10 protein-coding genes are annotated in these 19,423 nt (G+C 57.1%); 9 read left to right on the top strand and 1 reads right to left on the bottom strand.

Features of this window, described 5'->3' with window-relative positions; all coding sequences use genetic code 11:
- Window positions 1-374: 374 nt before the first annotated feature.
- The 9 genes from nifJ to HUV30_RS17790 all read left to right on the top strand — a co-directional run bounded on the left by nifJ (window position 375) and on the right by HUV30_RS17790 (window position 17,646).
- Window positions 375-4,025 carry a pyruvate:ferredoxin (flavodoxin) oxidoreductase gene (gene nifJ, locus HUV30_RS17830; RefSeq protein WP_174406849.1) on the top strand — a complete coding sequence of 1,217 codons (3,651 nt, stop codon included), beginning with the start codon at window positions 375-377 and terminating at the stop codon, window positions 4,023-4,025.
- 127 nt (window positions 4,026-4,152) lie between these two features.
- On the top strand, window positions 4,153-5,844 hold the full coding sequence (locus HUV30_RS17825; RefSeq protein WP_174406848.1) for an L-lactate permease: 1,692 nt from the start codon (window positions 4,153-4,155) through the stop codon (window positions 5,842-5,844).
- Window positions 5,845-6,046: 202 nt separating this feature from the next.
- The gene (locus tag HUV30_RS17820) at window positions 6,047-7,435 is read left to right on the top strand and encodes an FAD-binding oxidoreductase (RefSeq protein ID WP_174406847.1); all 1,389 of its coding nucleotides are present in this window, start codon (window positions 6,047-6,049) and stop codon (window positions 7,433-7,435) included.
- Between the two features lie 3 nt (window positions 7,436-7,438).
- The gene (locus HUV30_RS17815) at window positions 7,439-8,728 is read left to right on the top strand and encodes a (Fe-S)-binding protein (RefSeq protein WP_174406846.1); all 1,290 of its coding nucleotides are present in this window, start codon (window positions 7,439-7,441) and stop codon (window positions 8,726-8,728) included.
- A gap of 124 nt (window positions 8,729-8,852) precedes the next feature.
- Window positions 8,853-10,967: a phosphate acetyltransferase gene (gene pta, locus HUV30_RS17810; RefSeq protein WP_174406845.1), complete on the top strand. Its 2,115-nt coding sequence runs from the start codon at window positions 8,853-8,855 to the stop codon at window positions 10,965-10,967.
- Between the two features lie 23 nt (window positions 10,968-10,990).
- A complete protein-coding gene (locus HUV30_RS17805) occupies window positions 10,991-12,196 on the top strand; it encodes an acetate kinase (RefSeq protein ID WP_174406844.1) in 1,206 nt (401 codons plus the stop codon).
- 132 nt (window positions 12,197-12,328) lie between these two features.
- The gene (locus HUV30_RS17800; protein ID WP_174406843.1) at window positions 12,329-13,384 is read left to right on the top strand and encodes a phosphotransacetylase family protein; all 1,056 of its coding nucleotides are present in this window, start codon (window positions 12,329-12,331) and stop codon (window positions 13,382-13,384) included.
- Between the two features lie 281 nt (window positions 13,385-13,665).
- Window positions 13,666-15,420 (top strand): methyl-accepting chemotaxis protein, encoded by a 1,755-nt coding sequence (locus HUV30_RS17795; RefSeq protein WP_308481416.1) that lies wholly within the window; start codon window positions 13,666-13,668, stop codon window positions 15,418-15,420.
- 411 nt (window positions 15,421-15,831) lie between these two features.
- Window positions 15,832-17,646 (top strand): methyl-accepting chemotaxis protein, encoded by a 1,815-nt coding sequence (locus tag HUV30_RS17790; RefSeq protein WP_174406841.1) that lies wholly within the window; start codon window positions 15,832-15,834, stop codon window positions 17,644-17,646.
- Window positions 17,647-18,066: 420 nt separating this feature from the next.
- Here HUV30_RS17790 and HUV30_RS17785 read toward each other — a convergent pair whose 3' ends face one another.
- Window positions 18,067-19,422: a TRAP transporter large permease gene (locus HUV30_RS17785; RefSeq protein WP_174406840.1), complete on the bottom strand. Its 1,356-nt coding sequence runs from the start codon at window positions 19,420-19,422 to the stop codon at window positions 18,067-18,069.
- Between the last annotated feature and the right edge of the window lies 1 nt (window position 19,423).

Genomic DNA, 19,423 nt, shown 5'->3' with positions numbered 1-19,423 from the left:
CTGTTTTTTCAGACTCCGGGATTACCCAGGAGCTGAGCACCCGCGAGACCCAGACCCTGTATGGCTAAGTTGTAACGGGTGTGCCTTTACATCAGGACGACTGTCTTTTTTTTCAGACAATCGCGTGTGCCCCACCACAGGCCGCACGCTGATAAAGGAGGTAACGCGGGGGAATAATACAACTTTCTAATATCGCGCACTATGGCATAGTTCTTGTTAAGGCAACAACCGGTTTCACAGCCAACCAACCGCAGGGAGCGAGACGGGGAAAAAACTCGCACCCGATGCTGATGATCATAGAAGATCACTGCCTGGAAATGGCAACCGGGACAGCATGACACCATGCTTCAAGGTCAGAAAAAGGAGTTATTCTAATGGCCAAGACGATGAAGACCATGGACGGCAACACCGCCGCCGCGTATATCGCATACGCACTGAGCGACACCGCCGCCATCTACCCCATCACCCCTTCCTCCAACATGGGCGAATCTGCCGATGAATGGGCAGCGCAGGGAAAGAAAAACCTCATGGGTCAGACCGTAGCAGTTCGCCAGCTGCAGTCTGAAGCCGGTGCAGCCGGTGCCGTTCACGGCTCTCTCGCCGCAGGCGCCCTGACCTCGACCTTCACTGCGTCGCAGGGTCTGCTGCTCATGATTCCCAACATGTACAAGATCGCCGGTGAACTTCTTCCCGGCGTTTTCCACGTTTCCGCCCGTGCTCTGGCTTCCCATGCACTGTCCATCTTCGGTGACCATCAGGACGTCATGGCCTGCCGCCAGACCGGTTTTGCCTTCCTGGCATCCAACTCCGTTCAGGAAGCAATGGACATGGCTCTGGTAGCCCACCTGGCCGCCATTGAGTCCAGCGTTCCCTTCTGCCACTTCTTCGACGGCTTCCGTACTTCGCACGAACTGCAGAAGATCGAAGTCATCGACTACGAAGATATCGCCAAGCTGGTGAACTGGGAAAAGGTTGAGGCGTTCCGTCAGAACTCCATGAACCCCGAACATCCCCACATCCGCGGCACCGCGCAGAACCCCGACATCTATTTCCAGGCACGCGAAGCCTGCAACCCCTACTACGCTGCAGTTCCCGCTCACGTTGAAGCTGCAATGAAGAAGGTTGGCGACCTGACCGGCCGTAAGTACCGTCTGTTCGAATACGTCGGTCACGAAGAAGCCGAGCGCGTCATCATCTGTATGGGTTCCGCAAACGAAACCATTGAAGAAGTGGTCAACTACCTGCTCGCCAAGGGCGAAAAGGTCGGCCTCATCAAGGTTCGTCTGTATCGTCCCTTCTCCGCAGAGCATCTGCTGAAGGTTCTGCCCGCATCCGCCACCACCATCACCGTGCTCGACCGTACCAAGGAACCCGGCTCTCTGGGCGATCCCCTGTACCTCGACATCTGCACTGCCTTCATGGAACGCGGCGAAATGCCCACCATCATCGGCGGCCGCTACGGTCTTGGTTCCAAGGAATTCACCCCCGCCGACGTTCTGGCCGTGTACAACAACATGAAGGTTGCCGGTCCCAAGAACCACTTCACCGTCGGCATCACCGACGACGTTTCCGGTTCTTCCCTTGAAGTGGGCGGCGTGCTCGACACCGTGCCCGCAGGCACCGTGCAGTGCAAGTTCTTCGGCCTTGGCGCAGACGGCACCGTTGGCGCCAACAAGGAAGCCATCAAGATCATCGGTGACAACACCGACATGTACGCACAGGGTTACTTCGCTTACGACTCCAAGAAGTCCGGCGGCTTCACCGTATCCCACCTGCGTTTCGGTAACTCCCCCATCCAGTCCACCTACCTGGTTAACAACGCCGACTACGTGGCCTGCCACAAGTCCGCTTACGTTCACCAGTACGAAGTTCTGGAAGGTATCAAGGACGGCGGCACCTTCGTGCTGAACTCCCACTGGACCCTCGAAGACATGGAAAAGGAACTTCCTGCTTCCATGAAGCGTACCATCGCCAAGAAGGGTCTGAAGTTCTACAACATCGACGCCGTTAAGATTGCCGGCGAAGTGGGCCTTGGCGGCCGCATCAACATGGTCATGCAGACCGCGTTCTTCAAGCTCGCCAACGTCATGCCCTTCGAAAAGGCTATCGAACTGCTGAAGAAGTCCATCCACAAGGCTTACGGCAAGAAGGGCGAGAAGATCGTCAACATGAACATCCAGGCTGTGGACAAGGCTGTCGACGCACTCGTCGAAGTCAAGTACCCCGCCACCTGGGCTGAAGCCGCATGCTGCTGCACCAAGGATGATGACGCTCCTGATTTCATCAAGAACGTTGTTCGTCCCATTCTGGGTCAGCAGGGTGACAAGCTGCCCGCTTCCTCCTTCGAACCCGACGGCCTGTTCCCCGTGGGCACCGCTGCCTTTGAAAAGCGCGGCGTAGCCATCAACGTACCCCAGTGGATCGCTGAAAACTGCATTCAGTGTAACCGCTGCTCCTACGTCTGCCCCCACGCTACCATCCGTCCCTTCCTCGCTACCGACGATGAACTCGAGGGCGCACCCGCTTCCCTGCAGTTCGTTGAAGCCAAGGGCAAGGAACTGAAGGGTATGAAGTACCGCATGCAGGTGTACACTCAGGACTGCCTCGGTTGCGGTTCCTGCGCAGACGTCTGCCCCGCGAAGGAAAAGGCGCTGGTTATGCAGCCCATCGAAACCCAGCTCGACGAGCAGGTTCCGAACCTCGCATTCATCGAAGAAAACGTGTCTTACAAGACCGACATCATGGAACGCGACTCCCTCAAGGGTTCCCAGTTCCATCAGCCTCTCATGGAGTTCTCCGGTGCCTGCGCAGGCTGCGGCGAAACCCCCTATGTGAAGCTGCTCACCCAGCTGTTCGGCGAACGCATGATCGTTGCCAACGCTACCGGCTGCTCCTCCATCTGGGGTGCATCCGCTCCCACCACTCCCTACACCGTTAACGAAGACGGCCACGGTCCGACCTGGGGCAACTCCCTGTTCGAAGACGCCGCCGAATTCGGTTACGGCATGGGCATGGCAGTCGACCAGCGTCGTGCACGCCTTGCCGACCTGGTGAAGAAGGCCATCGACACCGTTGAAAACGCCGAAATGAAGGCCGCTCTTGAAGCATGGCTCGCCGCCAAGGACGACGCCGATGCCTCCAAGAAGACCGGCGAAGAAGTGCTGACCTTCATCGAAGCCGGCATCGAACACAACGATCTGCTCGAAGAGATCTACTCCATGGCCGATCTGTTCACCAAGAAGTCCGTCTGGATCTTCGGTGGTGACGGCTGGGCATACGACATCGGCTACGGCGGTGTTGACCACGTTCTCGCTTCCGGCGAAGACATCAACATCCTCGTCATGGACACCGAAGTGTACTCCAACACCGGTGGTCAGTCTTCCAAGGCTACCCCGCTCGGTTCCATCGCCAAGTTCGCTGCCTCCGGCAAGAAGACCGGCAAGAAGGATCTGGGCCAGATGGCCATGACCTACGGTTACGTGTACGTGGCTTCCGTTTCCATGGGCGCCAACATGAACCAGGTCATCAAGGCCTTCAAGGAAGCTGAAGCTTACAAGGGACCGTCCCTCGTCATCTGCTACGCACCCTGCATCAACCAGGGCATCCGCAAGGGCATGGGCAAGTCTATGGAAGAAGGCAAGCTGGCTGTTGAAACCGGCTACTGGCCTCTGTACCGCTTCAACCCCGACCTGGCTGCACAGGGTGAAAATCCCTTCAAGTTCGAATCCAAGGCACCCAACGGCAAGCTGCAGGAATTCCTGTCCGGCGAAAACCGTTACGCCCTGCTCGAAAAGATGGCTCCTGAAGAGTCCAAGCGCCTGCGTACCCTCATCGAAAAGGAATACGAAGAACGCTTCCTGCACTTCAAGACCATCTCCGAACTGCCCGGCATCAATGTTGCCCCCGCGGCTGCCACCGTTAAGGCAGGCAAGGATGCTGGCGAGTTCTGCACCACCACCGAGACCCCCGAGCACGCAAAGCTCGAGGCCGGTGCTCCCTGCGACGACGGTCGTGGCGCGAAATAACGCCCGACCCTAAGTGATAAGCCCGGAGTCCGGGGGAGGAGCGGAAGCCTCCCCCGGGCCCCTTAACCCTGCGGTGACGTTTTAGGTGGTTTGACGTCACTGAAAAACCCTCAAAGAGGAGCGTTTTATGTTGGCTTTGCTTGCTTTGCTGCCCATTCTGGCAGCCCTGATTCTGATGGTAGGCCTGCGTTGGCCCGCCACCAAAGCCATGCCCGTAGCATGGGCATGCGCAGTGTTCGGTGCCATGTATGGTTGGGGCATTGATGCCGGCACCATTGCCGCCATGTCCTTCCACGGCGCCATCACTGCAGTGGGCGTTCTCATCATCGTTTTCGGCGCCATCCTGATCCTCTACACCCTGCAGTACAGCGGTGGTATGGAAACCATTCAGTACGGCATGCAGCAGATCTCCGCTGACCACCGCATTCAGGCCATTATCATCGGCTACATGTTTGCGGCGTTCATCGAAGGTGCAGCAGGTTTTGGTACCCCTGCAGCTCTGGCAGCTCCCCTGCTGCTCTCTCTGGGCTTCCCGCCCCTCGCAGCAGCCATCATCTGCCTCGTGTTCAACTCCTTCCCCGTTTCTTTCGGCGCAGTTGGTACCCCCATCATCCTGGGCCTGAAGTACGTTCATCCCCTGGTCAAGGAAGCTGTTGCTTCCGGCGTACCCGGCCTGAACTTCGCTTCTCCCGAACAGTTCAACCTGGTTATCGGCCAGTGGGCTGGGCCACCATCTTCCACGGTTATGGCCTTCATTCTGCCGATCTTCATGCTGGGCTTCATCACCCGTTACTTCGGACCCAACCGCTGCTGGTCTGACGGTTTCAAGGCATGGAAGTTCTGCATATTCGCAGCTGTTTCCTTCGTTGTTCCCTACTTCACCTTCGCATGGCTCGTAGGCCCTGAATTCCCGTCCCTCATCGGTGGTCTCGTAGGCCTCGGCGTGATCGTTTTCGGCGCCAAGAAGGGCTTCTGCATGCCCACCGAAAAGTGGACCTTCGGCGATTCCAAGAACTGGGATCCCAGCTGGACCGGCGAAATCTCCGGCGGCGACACCAAGGAATTCAAGTCCCACATGTCCCAGTTCAAGGCTTGGCTGCCCTACGTTCTGATCGGCGCCATCCTTGTTATCACCCGTATTCCCGATCTGGGCCTCAAGGCTCTGCTTGCCGGTGTGAAGCTGTCCTTCACCGCAGGCTTCCTTGGCCATCCTGAAATCAGCAACGACATTCAGTTCCTGTACCTGCCCGGCACCATTCCCTTCATGCTCGTAGCCCTGCTGACCATTCCGCTGCACGGCATGAGCGCTGAAAAGGCCAAGCAGGCATGGAGCGTTTCCTTTGCCAAGATGAAGAACCCCACCATCGCACTGCTCTTCGCTGTTGCACTGGTGTCCATCTTCCGTCTCTCCGGCACCAACCCCAACGGTCTGGCTTCCATGCCTCTGGAACTGGCCAAGGCTGTTGCCGGCATCGTCGGTAACGCATGGCCCATGTTCGCCTCCGTTGTTGGTGGCCTTGGCGCATTCATCACCGGTTCCAACACCGTATCCAACCTTCTCTTCGCTGAATTCCAGTGGGGCGTAGCTCAGCAGCTTGATCTGCCCCGTCAGATCATCGTTGCAGCTCAGGTTGTCGGCGGTGGTGCCGGTAACATGATTTGTATCCACAACATCGTGGCAGCCTGCGCCGTTGTTGGCCTGTCCGGTATGGAAGGTACGATTCTGAAGTGCACCGTATGGCCCTTCCTGCTGTACGCCGCAGTGGTTGGCATCATCGCCTCCCTGATGTGCTTCGTGTTCTTCCCGACCTTGTTCTAATCCCCCGTCACTTGCCGGGAGCGGGATGCGCGATACCCGCTCCCGGCGCTTGAAAGGGATTTGCTATTCAGACTTTAGGTAAACGGAGCGGCTCACCTGAAAGTAAGTTGCTCCGTTTTTTCTCACCGCCCCAGCTTCCCGTTGCCGGAATCCGAGGCTGGCAGGCGGCAGACCCCAACAAGCCCTTTGGAGGCAGTTCTTCATGCTCAGTGAATCTCTTGTAAAAGAATTTAAGTCCATCGTAGGCGACGATAACGTCTTCAATGCCGAAGCAGACCGTCAGTCTTACTCTTACGACTCCGCCGTTCTTGAACCTGTTGTCCCTGCATTGGTTGTTCGCCCGACCAACTCGGAAGAGCTGGGCAAGGTCATTGCCCTGTGCAACGAGAACAACAACCCCATCACCGTCCGCGGTGCAGGCACCAACCTGTCCGGCGGCACCATTCCGGACAAGCGCGACGGCATTGTCATCCTGACCAACGGGATGAACAAAATTCTCGAAATCAATGAAGAAGACCTGTACGCCGTTGTGCAGCCCGGTGTTGTTACCGCCAAGTTCGCTGCCGAAGTGGCCAAGCGTGGCCTCTTCTACCCCCCGGACCCGGGCTCTCAGGCTGTTTCCACCATCGGTGGCAACGTGGCTGAAAACGCCGGTGGTCTGCGCGGTCTGAAGTACGGCGTGACCAAGGACTATGTCATGGGTCTGGACTTCTTCGACGTGAACGGCGAACTGGTAAAGACCGGCTCCCGCACCGTTAAGTGCGTTACCGGCTACAACCTTGCCGGTCTGATGGCTGCTTCCGAAGGCACCCTCGGCGTGTTCAACGAAATCATCCTGAAGCTCACTCCTCCCCCGGCTGCCTCCAAGGCCATGATGGCCGTGTTCGACGACGTGAACAAGGCATCCGCCGCTGTTGCAGGCATCATTGCTTCCCACGTTGTGCCCTGTACCCTGGAGTTCATCGACCAGGCCTGCATGCGCTACATTGAAGACTACACCAAGGCCGGTCTGCCTGTTGAAGCTGCCGCCATCCTGCTCATCGAAGTGGACGGCCACCCCGCACAGGTAGAAGACGAAGCCGCAACCGTGGTGAAGGTGCTCGAAAAGATCGGCGCTTCCCGCATTCAGGTTGCCAAGGACGCTGCTGAAAAGCTGAAGCTGTGGGAAGCACGCCGCAACGCGCTGCCCTCCCTTGCCCGCGCCCGTCCCACCACCGTGCTGGAAGACGCCACCGTACCGCGCTCCCAGATTCCGGCCATGGTTGCTGCCATCAACAACATCGCCAAGAAGCACAACGTGCAGATCGGTACCTTCGGCCACGCCGGCGACGGTAACCTGCACCCCACCATCATGTGCGACAAGCGCGACACCAAGGAATTCCACCGCGTGGAAGAGGCTGTCGACGAAATCTTCGATACCGCTCTGTCCCTGAAGGGCACCCTGTCCGGCGAACACGGCATCGGCATGGCAAAGTCCAAGTGGATGGAGAAGGAAACTTCCCGCGCCACCATCGACTACTCCCTGAATATGAAGAAGGCTATCGACCCGAAGAATATTCTGAACCCCGGCAAGATCATCGCTGGGAGGTAAGTCATGGCCGATCTGAACAAACTCGCAAAAATGCTGGAAGAACTGGACGACCTGATGGCCGCATGTATGAAGTGCGGCATGTGTCAGGCTGTCTGTCCCGTCTTCGCCGAAACCATGCGTGAAGCCGACGTAACCCGCGGCAAGATCGCCCTGCTGGAAAACCTGGCCCACGAAATGATCAAGGACGCAGAAGGCGTTCAGGAACGCCTGAACCGCTGTCTGCTCTGCGGTTCCTGTGCGGCCAACTGTCCTTCCGGTGTGCGCATCATGGACATTTTCCTCCAGGGTCGCACCATCGTGAACACCTACATGGGGCTTTCCCCGGTCAAGAAGGCCATTCTGCGCGGCATGGTGGGCAACCCCAAGCTGTTCAACGCCCTGCTTGATTTCGGTTCCAAGTTCCAGGGCCTGTTCACCTCTCAGGCAAACGAACTGCTCGGCTCTTCCTGCTCGAAGTTCCTGTCGCCCATCATCGGCGACCGCCACTTCTCGCCCCTTGCCAAGCAGTCTCTGCACAGCAAGTACGGAACCATCGACACCCCTGCCGGCAAGTCCGGTCTGCGTGTCCTGTTCTTCCCCGGCTGTGTTGCCGACAAGATGTACACCAAGGCCGGCGAAGCCTGCCTGAAGGTCTTCCGTCACCACGGCGTAGGCGTATGGATGCCCGCCGCTCAGGCATGCTGCGGCATTCCCGCACTGTCTGCCGGTGACCGCGTTGCCTACGACAAGATGGTCAAGTTCAACGTGAACATCTTCGGCGACGGCAACTATGACTACATCGTGGCCCCCTGCGGCTCCTGTATCTCCACCATTCACGAACTCTGGCCCCAGTTTGCGGGCGAGTATCCGAAGGATGTGCAGGACAAGATCGCCAAGATCGCCAAGAAGGCCATGGACATCAACCAGTTCGTAGTTGACGTACTGGGCGTTAAGCCCACCGAGGCCCCCAAGGGCGGCACCAAGGTCACCTTCCATGACTCCTGCCACCTGAAGAAGAGCCTCAAGGTTTCCGAACAGCCCCGCGACCTCATCCGCATGAACCCCGCTTACGAGCTGGTGGAAATGTCGGAAGCAGATCGTTGCTGCGGCTGCGGCGGTACCTTCAACCTGTACCACTACGATCTGTCCAAGAAGATCGGTGAGCGCAAGCGCGAGAACATTGTTTCTTCCGGCGCCAAGGTGCTCTCCACGGGCTGCCCCGCGTGCATGATGCAGATTACCGACATGCTGTCTCAGAACAACGACAGTGTTTCGGTAAAACATAGCATTGAGATATACGCGGAAACGCTCTAGTATGTAAAAATGCGCCCGTTCCTGTGAGGGGCGGGCGCTTTTTTCGTTTCGGGAATGGGTCCCGATTCGTTTCAGCCGGTATCGCGTCCGGCTATGTGTGTCTGGATATGCAAGGAGCCTAACAGTGTCCAACAACCTGTACATAACAGCCACGGAGTCCAAGAGCGGCAAATCTGCCGTTGTTCTGGGCATGATGCAGCTACTGCTCAGAGACATCCGTAAAGTCGCCTTCTTCAGGCCCATCATCAACAATCCCAACCGTGACGTTCGGGATCATGACATCAACCTGATCCTCACCCACTTCGGCCTCGATATCCCCTACGAGGATACCTACGCCTACTCGCTGAACGAAGCCCGTGAACTCATCAACCACGGTCAGCACGCCACCCTTCTCGACAACATCCTGAACAAGTACAAGAAGCTTGCCGACAAGTACGACTTCGTACTGTGCGAAGGCACCGACTTTCTGGGCAAGGACGCTGCTTTCGAGTTCGATCTGAACGCCGACATCGCATCGAACCTTGGCTGCCCCGTAGTGGTGATCTCCAACGGTCAGGGCAAGAGCACGGATGAAATCATCGGCTCCACCCAGCTGACCATTGATTCGCTCGAAGAAAAGGGTCTGGACATCGTTTCCGCCATCATCAACCGTGCGGATCAGGACAAGGTGAACCCCGAACAGATCATCGGCTCCCTTGAATGCAAGACCCGCTGCACCAATCCCCTTGTCGTCTACGTCATTCCGGAAGAGCCCACTCTGGGCAAGCCCACCATGAACGACGTGAAGAAGTGGCTCAAGGGCACGGTTTTGTACGGCCACGGCCGTCTGGATGCTCTGGTGGACGACTACCTCATCGCTGCCATGCAGATCGGCAACTTCCTCGATTACGTGAACACCGGCAGCCTGATCATCACCCCCGGTGACCGTAGCGACATCATCATTGCCACGCTTGCCACCCGTCTTTCCAACGCATACCCCGATATTTCCGGCATCGTGCTCACCGGTGGTCTGCAGCCCGCAGCGAACGTACACCGCCTTATCGAAGGCTGGACCGGCGTTCCGGTACCGATTCTTTCCGTCAAGGAACACACCTACCTTACCACGCAGATCCTCAACGACCTGTACGGCAAGATCGACCCTGAGAACGAACGCAAGATCAACACCGCCCTCGGCGTGTTCGAAAAGTTCGTGAATACGTCCGAAATCGCCAAGCGCGTCATCGGCCGCAAGTCCTCCAAGGTCACCCCCAAGATGTTCGAGTTCAACCTGATCGAAAAGGCCAAGCGCAACAAGATGCGTATTGTCCTGCCCGAAGGTTCTGAAGAACGCATCCTGCGCGCAGCCGAAATTCTCGACCGCCGCGGCGTTGCCGAAATCATCCTGCTGGGCAATGCCGACGAAATCGGCAAGAAGATCTCCGAACTGGGCCTTGACCTCGGCGACATCCAGATCATCCAGCCCGAGCTGTCTCCCAACTTCGAAAAGTACGTCGCAGCCTACTTCGAGTTCCGCAAGAAGAAGGGTATCAGCATGGAACAGGCCCGCGATGCCATGTCCGATCCCACCTACTACGGCACCATGATGGTGAAGCAGGATGACGCGGACGGCATGGTTTCCGGTGCCATCAACACCACCGCCCACACCATCCGCCCCGCTTTCGAGTTCATCAAGACCAAGCCCACCGCGTCCATCGTGTCCTCGGTGTTCCTGATGTGCCTGAAAGATCGCGTGCTGGTGTTCGGCGACTGCGCAGTGAATCCCAATCCCACCTCCGAGCAGCTGGCAGAAATTGCCATCAGCTCTTCTGAGACGGCACGCATTTTTGGGGTTGACCCGCGCATAGCCATGCTATCATATTCCACCGGCTCTTCCGGCAAGGGTGCTGACGTTGAAAAGGTCATCGAAGCCACCCGCATTGCCAAGGAACGTGCCCCCGAGCTGCTGCTGGAAGGCCCACTCCAGTATGACGCAGCCATCGATGCAGACGTAGCCGCAACCAAGCTGCCCAACTCCGAGGTAGCAGGCAAGGCCACCGTCTTCATCTTCCCCGACCTGAACACCGGCAACAACACCTACAAGGCTGTTCAGCGTGCGGCGAATGCAGTGGCCATCGGCCCCGTGCTGCAGGGTCTTAACAAGCCCGTTAACGACCTCTCCCGCGGCTGCACGGTACCCGATATCGTGAACACCGTAGCCATAACCGCCATACAGGCGCAGGCTGAAAAAGGGCTCGTCTAGAGTCCCCAAGGAACCAAACCACCATGAACGTACTTGTTATTAACTCCGGCTCTTCTTCCATCAAATACCAGCTCATCAACATGGAGACCGAAGCCTCCCTGTGCTCCGGCCTTGTTGAACGCATCGGTGAACCCGTCGGCAAGCTCACCCACAAGACCCACCCCGACACCGATGCCGAGAAGAAGATCGCTCTCAACGAAGCTTTTGCCGACCACGTAGCCGGCATGAAGCGCGTTGTTGACCTTATCACCGACAGCACCGACGGCGTTATCAAGGACAAGTCCGAGATCTACGCCATCGGCCACCGCGTTCTGCTCGGCGGTGAAAAGATCACCAAGTCCATCAAGATCGACGAATGGGCCAAGGACGTAATCCGCGAATACTTCCCCCTCGGCCCCCTGCACAACCCTGCAAACCTTGCAGGCATTGAAGTGGCAGAAGAACTCTTCCCCGGCGTGCCCTCTGTTGGCGTATTCGACACCGAATTCCACCAGACCATGCCCCAGAAGGCGTTCCTCTACCCCCTGCCGTACTCCATGTACGAAGACCTGCAGGTTCGCCGTTACGGCTTCCACGGCACTTCCCACCGCTATGTGACCAAGCAGGCTGCGAAGTTCCTCGGCAAGCCCGTGGACGAACTCAACATCATCACCTGCCACCTTGGTAACGGCTGCTCCATGTGCGCCATCAAGAACGGCAAGTGCGTAGACACCACCATGGGTCTTACTCCTCTGGAAGGCCTGATGATGGGCACCCGTTGCGGCGACATCGACCCCGCGATCGTACCCTTCGTCATGGAAAAGACCGGCATCTCCGCTGCTGAAATGGACACCGTCATGAACAAGCAGTCCGGCCTCAAGGGCATCTGCGGCATGAACGACATGCGCGACATTCACGCCGCGCGTCTGGAAGGCAACGAAAAGGCACAGCTCGCCTTCGACATGATGTCCTACCGCATCAAGAAGTACGTTGGTGCCTTCATGGCCGTTGTGGGCGAAGTTGACGCAGTCGTCTTCACCGCCGGTATCGGCGAGAACGACGAACACATGCGCGCCGCCGTATGTCAGGACATGGAACACCTCGGCCTCTTCATCGACCTCGAAGAGAACAACACCCGTCGCGGTGTGGCCCGTTCCATCAGCAAGGGTGGCAAGGTTGATATCCTCATCATCCCCACCAACGAAGAACTGGAAATCGCTCAGGCTACCGTGGAAGTCCTCAAGGGCTAATACGGACCGGGTCGAATAGCTTGTTCCGGGGCGGGGTTGAAACACAACCTCGCCCCGTTTTCGTCAGGATTGACAGAGCACACAAACAGTACCATTGTTCCGGCGCACCCCTCGTCCATTCAGGAGGCAGTCATGACAGGCATATACATAGGTTCCACCAACGCATTCGCGGGCAAGAATATCACCGCACTGGCTCTCGGGCTGGCACTGCAGAAGCAGGGCCTGCGGGTGGGATACATGAAACCGGTGGGCGCGCTTCCCGTTACCGTTGACGAAGTGGTCGGCGATGAAGACGCCATGCTCCTCAACGAAGTGCTCGGCCTTGATGCGGCACCGGACGACCTCACCCCTGTCATCATTCCCCGCAACCTGCGCGCCACCCGTCTCATCAAGACCGGTGACTGCATGCACAACATCCGTACTGCGTATGAAAAGCTCTCGCGCGACAAAGACGTGATGCTTGTATGTGGCAGCGGTGCCTTTCTGCATCGCGGCAAACACCGCGGAGTGGACGGTCCTGCCATTGTGCGCGAACTGGGGCTGAAGACCATTCTGGTAGACCGCTTTGACAACACTCTGCATTACGACGCCGTGCTCAGCATCCGCGAACTGCTCGGCGATTCGCTGCTCGGCGTGCTGTTCAACGATGTGCCCGAGCTCTTCATGCGCGATGCGGAAGAAATTCTGGTGCCCTACCTCGACGAACAGAACATCAAGGTGCTCGGCATCATCCCCCGCGATCCGCTGCTCAACGCCATCAAGGCTTCCGAGCTGGCATGGCGTCTCCAGGGCAAGATTATTTCCGGCAATGCCCAGTCGCAACGCATTATCGAAGATTTTCTCATCGGCACCATGCAGGTGGAAAATTTCATGACCCACTTCCGCCGTCAGCGCAATTCCGCGACCATTGTGGGCGGCGACCGCACAGATCTGCAGCTTGTGGCGCTGGAAGGTGAATGCCCCTGCCTCATCCTTACAGGCAACATCACCCCCAGCGAGCTTGTCCGCGCCCGTTCTGAGCAGAAGGGGGTGCCTGTCATTCAGGTTAAAGACGACACCTATACCGTGGCCAAGAACATGGAAACCATCCTCGCCAGCCAGAAACTGCGCGAACTGGTCAAAATAGAACGCGCCGCGACGCTCGTGAACAACGTCATAGACCTTACATACATCCGGTCGGCCCTGTAACCCGTTTCCGGACACGCACGACACAGCCTTGCCCCTCCCGCATGCGGGGGGCATTGCCGCTGTCCTCCGGAAATACGCCAGGTCTGCTCATTTTTTCCGCAACCATTGTGCCGGTTTCATTTTTTGTGCGTCCTGTTGCAGCAAAACCTTGCTTAATATACAGGGATGCAACATATTAATAGTGTACCTCTTCAATCCTTAAGTTTGCAGGAGTCCTTATGCTGCGCAGCATCACAATCGGGAAACGGGTGTTATTACTCCTTGTTTTCATGACGCTTTTCATGGGAGTAAGCATATTTGCGTTCATCCGGCTTACGGCCGAGGTTTCTCAGGCCCAACTGCAGGAAACGCAGAATGTCATGCTTGAGGACCACAAAAGCCGTCTGAAGCTTGCAACGGACACCATTGCTGACGCACTTGGCGTGCTCATTACCGACGCCGGTACGGACGAAGCCAAACTTGAAATCATCCGCAAATCCATCGACAATTTCCGATTTGAAAATGACAAGTCCGGCTACTACTTCGTATACAAAGGAACCACGGTACAGGTTCTGCCCCCCAAGCCCGAACTTGTGGGCAAAGACCTTTCGGGCATGAAGGATACCAACGGCGTGTATCTGGTGCGCGAACTGAACAAGGCCGCGCATAACGGTGGCGGCTTTGTGACCTACATATGGGACAAGCCCGGGTCCGGCCCCACGCTCAAACTCGGCTACGCCATTCTCATTCCCGGTACCGAAAGCTGGATAGGCACCGGCATCTATGTGGATAACGTCGACAGTGAAAAAGCCCGCATAGAGGCCAAGATCAGCGAGATAGTCAGCTCAAAGACCACGTGGACTCTCGGCATACTGGCCGGTGTGTTCATCTTCCTCGTGCTGCCCTTCAGCATCACCCTTATCACCTCCATTGTCCGCCCCCTGCGTGAAGCAACAGCCGCAGCAGACGCCGTTGCCCACGGCAATCTCGACGTGCAGCTGAACACCATGGGCAAGGACGAGGTTTCCAACCTGCAGAAGTCGCTTAACGAGATGGTCACCACGCTCAAGACCAACATCGAAGACATGGAAGCCAAAGGGCAAGAGGCAAACAGACAGACCGACATTGCCCGCGAAGCTCTGCGAAAGGCCGAAGAAGCCATGCAACAAGCGGAAAAGGCCACCCGCGAAGGCATGCTCACCGCTGCAGGCCGCCTTGAAGGTGTTGTCGCCCGCATTTCCCACGCAACCAGTGACCTTGCCATGCGCAGCGAAGAGATTCGTCTGGGAACGGAAAACCAGATGAACCGCATCAGCGAAACAGCCACCGCCATGGAAGAAATGAATGCCACGGTGCTGGAAGTAGCCCGCAACGCGGGCGAAGCCGCAGAGCAGACGGAAAAATCCCGTGAGAAGGCCCTGCAGGGCTCCTCCGTTGTCTCGGAGACCGTCAAGTCCATGAACAACCTGCAGACCATCACAACCAATCTCAAGGGCAACATGCACCATCTTGGCGAACAATCCGTCGCCATCGGTCAGGTCATGAACGTCATCAACGACATTGCCGACCAGACCAACCTGCTGGCCCTGAACGCCGCCATTGAAGCCGCCCGCGCAGGCGATGCGGGTCGCGGTTTCGCTGTTGTGGCAGACGAAGTGCGCAAGCTGGCAGAAAAGACCATGGGCGCCACCAAGGAAGTGGGTGAGAGCATCAAGTCCATCCAGAACCTTGCCAAGGCCAACGTGGCAGGCATGGATGAAGCCGTAGAAGCCATCAACGGAGCCACCGCGCTTTCCAACCAGTCCGGTCAGGTGCTCTACGAAATCGTCAGCATGGCGCAGGAAGCAGCCATGCAGGTGCAGTCCATTGCCACGGCAGCCGAGCAGCAGTCCGCCGCATCGGAACAGATCACCAGCAGCGTGGATGAGATCAACCGCATTGCAAACGAAAACGCGCAGCGGGTTGCGGAATCCGACAGCGACATACAGCAGCTTGCAGAAGAAGCCAGCGAACTGAGCAACCTTACCAAGTCTCTCAAGACTGACACATCGAAATAGTTCCCCCCACAAAGCACATACGAAAGCCCCTTCCGGATCTCGGAAGGGGCTTTTTGTTCAACAAGCGCTCAAATTCATCTTACTGAGCAGAAGCCCCGCACCTTTTGGCAATTCTATATCACTCTCCCAGCAAATTGGCCTGACCAGTCATCTTCAATCCATAAAACGAAGGTGAATACATTATCTCACAAACGCACTTACCCACATTCTGAGCACACAGTAACAGTATCAAACTATACACCACAGACCAAATGAGAGTATATAATAAGAAGTCCATGTGATCTCTCCTATAATGCAGCCAGTCTTTTCGTCGATAAGACAGAAAGCCGCAACACGGAGGGAGCGGACAACAGTTTTCTGTCCTGAGTAAAAAGGGGGGCGCAGGAAAAACTTTTTACCTGTGGAGGAAACATGTTCCGTAATATCAGCATCGGGCGGCGCATCATCGCGCTCATCATTGTCATGTCCCTGTTTGTCGCAGCAACGGTTGTCGTCTTTGTGCAACTCACCGACAAAGTCGCCAACCTCGGCGTATCCGAAACCCAGCGGGTCATGCTCAAAGACCACAAGGCCAGACTGCAGCTGGCGACACTTACCTTCGCCAACGCTGTGGGCAAACTTATCGCAACCGCTCCTGAAGACCAGAAGGAAGACCTTCTCCGGCAGGCGACCTACACCATATCCTTTGAAGACGACAATTCGGGCTATTTCTTCGTTTACAAGGGAACAACCGTTGTGGCGCACCCGGTGAAAAAGGATTCCGTGGGACAGAATAATGATGGTTCCCGCGATCCTAACGGCGTGTATGTGATACGCGGGCTGGCCGAAGCCGCACAGAAAGGCGGTGATTTTGTTGAATACGTATGGCCCAAGCCCAACATGGGCACCCAGCCGAAGCTCAGCTACGCCATGATGATTCCCGGCTCGGACTATTGGGTGGGTACCGGAGTCTACATAGACAACGTGGATGCAGAAAAAACACGTATCGCTTCAAACATCGCTGATCTTGTCAACGCCTCCACCATCACCACGGTTTCCATTCTGGCCGCCATTCTGCTCCTGATCATTCTGCCGGCAAGCATTGCCATGAGCCTTTCCATCACCCGCCCGCTCAGAGAGGCCACAGTTGCCGCAAATGCCGTAGCCCAGGGTAATCTGGATGTCCGTATCACCCCGACAGGGCGTGACGAAGTGGCGCAGTTGCAGTCCTCTCTCGGTACTATGGTCACCACCCTTAAAGCCAACATTGAAGATATGGAGGCCAAGGGTCAGGAGGCCAACAGACAGACCGACATTGCCCGCGAAGCGCTGCGCAAGGCCGAAGAGGCCATGCAACAGGCGGAAAAAGCCACCCGCGAGGGCATGCTCACCGCAGCAGGCCGCCTTGAGGGCGTGGTATCGCGCATTTCCACCGCCACCAGCGATCTTGCCATGCGAAGTGAAGAGATTCGCCAGGGCACGGAAAACCAGATGACCCGCATCAGCGAAACAGCCACCGCCATGGAAGAAATGAATGCCACGGTGCTGGAAGTGGCGCGCAATGCCAGTGAAGCCGCAGAGCAGACAGAAAAATCGCGTGAAAAAGCCCTGCAGGGTTCTTCCGTTGTCTCGGAAACAGTCAAGTCCATGAACGCCCTGCAGACCATTACCACCAATCTCAAAGACAATATGCACAATCTTGGCGAACAGTCCGTTGCCATCGGTCAGGTCATGAACGTCATCAACGATATTGCCGACCAGACCAACCTGCTGGCCCTGAACGCTGCCATTGAAGCAGCCCGAGCTGGCGAGGCCGGCCGCGGCTTTGCGGTTGTGGCAGACGAAGTGCGCAAGCTGGCCGAAAAAACCATGGGTGCCACCAAGGAAGTGGGCGAGAGCATCAAATCCATACAGAACCTTGCCAAGGCCAACGTCACAGGCATGGATGAAGCTGTGGACGCCATCAACGGTGCCACGGAGCTATCCAACCAGTCCGGTCAGGTGCTGTATGAAATCGTTTCCATGGCGCAGGAAGCAGCAATGCAGGTGCAGTCCATTGCCACGGCAGCCGAGCAGCAGTCCGCCGCATCCGAGCAGATCACCAGCAGTGTGGATGAAATCAACCGTATCGCAAACGAAAACGCCCAGCGTGTTGCGGAATCCGACAACGACATACAGCAGCTTGCGGGAGAAGCCAGCGAACTGAGCAGCCTTGTGGATTCCCTGAAGGACGATGCCGGCAAATAACTGCAGACTCTAACATGGGCTGCCCGGGCGGGGCACACGCTGTCTGCCGGTCGGACAATACCCTGTCCAGCCTGTTCTGCGACCGTGCCGATCCTGCCGGTTCGTGCCGAATTGACAGCAGAAGAATCCGGCCTTTCCCGATCGCCTGCACGCCAGCGCCTGATCACGAAAACTAAGCCCCCGCAACACGCGTTGCGGGGGCTTAAGGTTCATGAAAAACCCTTGTTTTCAGTAAACCCGTATTCCTGTTAAGCCGGAACCGAGGTCAAAAAACGGATTTTCATCGCTTATACGAGGTGCAGGAACGTTAGGTTCCTGCCCGGCGGAGCCCCAAAATACCAGAAATGACTTTGTCAGCAGTCTGAAGCCCCCGCAATGCACGTTGCGGGGGCTTGTTGTCATCAGCGGAGACGCGGCTAACTATCGGGCTGCGGCCATATGCGGCAGCCACAGCAGCAGGTCGGGGAACGCAGCGCAGATACCCAGCACAAGCAGCTGAATGGCCACAAAGGGAATGATCCCCTTGTAGATATCAAGGGTGGAGACCTGTGGCGGACACACCCCCTTGAGGTAAAAGAGCGAGAACCCGAACGGTGGCGTAAGGAAGGATGTCTGCAGATTCAGAGCAAATATCAGCGCCAGCCACGTCGGGTCGAAACCCGATTCGATCATGATGGGAGCCAGCACGGGAATCTGGATGAAGGTAATCTCGATGAAGTCGAGAAAGAAACCCATGAGGAAGATGAGGAACATCACCACAGCGAGCACGCCCCATTTGCCGAAAGGAAGAGCCTGCACGAAATCGCGTACCAGATGATCGCCGCCAAGTCCTCGGAATACGAGGCCGAAGGCCGTGGCACCCACAAGGATAATGAAGATCATGCTGGTAAGGCGCATGGTGGATTCCATGACTTCCTTGAGCATCTGCCAGCTGAACTTGCCGTTCATATAGCTGAGAATGAGCGCGCCGAAGGCCCCCACGCCCGCAGCTTCCGTGGGAGAGGCAATACCGGCGAAGATAGTACCCAGCACTGACAGAATGAGGAACAGGGGCGGCAAAAATGCTCCCATCAGGTCCCGTATTCCCGGCATGTCCGCTCCGATGGAGCACTCGTCATACTCCGGATCACCGGGCTTGCAGCGTGGGCCGCAGATCACGGCGGGTACATTCTCCGGCCAGATCTTGGAATAGAGCATGATGTAGATGATGTAGAACAGCACCAGCATGAAACCGGGAACCAGCGCTCCTATGAAGAGATCGCCGACTGGCACGCCGATAATGTCGCCCAGAAGAATGAGGATGATGGAAGGAGGAATGATCTGCCCGAGAGTACCCGATGCCGCGATAACTCCTGTGGAAAGCGTGTTCTTGTAGCCGCAGCGCATCATGGTGGGCAGAGCAAGCAGCCCCATGGTGACCACGGTCGCGCCCACAATGCCTGTGGAGGCACCGAGAAGCGCCCCGACCAGCACAACGGAAATGGCCATGCCGCCGCGGACACGGCCCAGCATGGTTCCCATGGACTCGATGAGCTTGGTGGCAATGCCCGAACGCTCCATGGTCATGCCCATGAAGATGAACAGCGGAACAGCCGTATAGGTAAAATTGCTCATCACGCCCCACACGCGCAGGGGCATGAGATTGAAGAAATCCCAGCCGAAACCGATTACCCCGAAGATGAGCGACGTCCCGAGCAGCGTGAACGCAACGGGAAAACCAAGCATGAGCATGGCCGTCATGCCGACAAAGAGCCAGCCTGCAAGTGCCTGATGCATG

The organism is Desulfovibrio subterraneus, assembly GCF_013340285.1.
Classification (GTDB): domain Bacteria; phylum Desulfobacterota; class Desulfovibrionia; order Desulfovibrionales; family Desulfovibrionaceae; genus Halodesulfovibrio; species Halodesulfovibrio subterraneus.
Note: the sequence above shows the minus strand (reverse complement) of the source record. Positions and strands in the feature narration are given on the sequence as shown.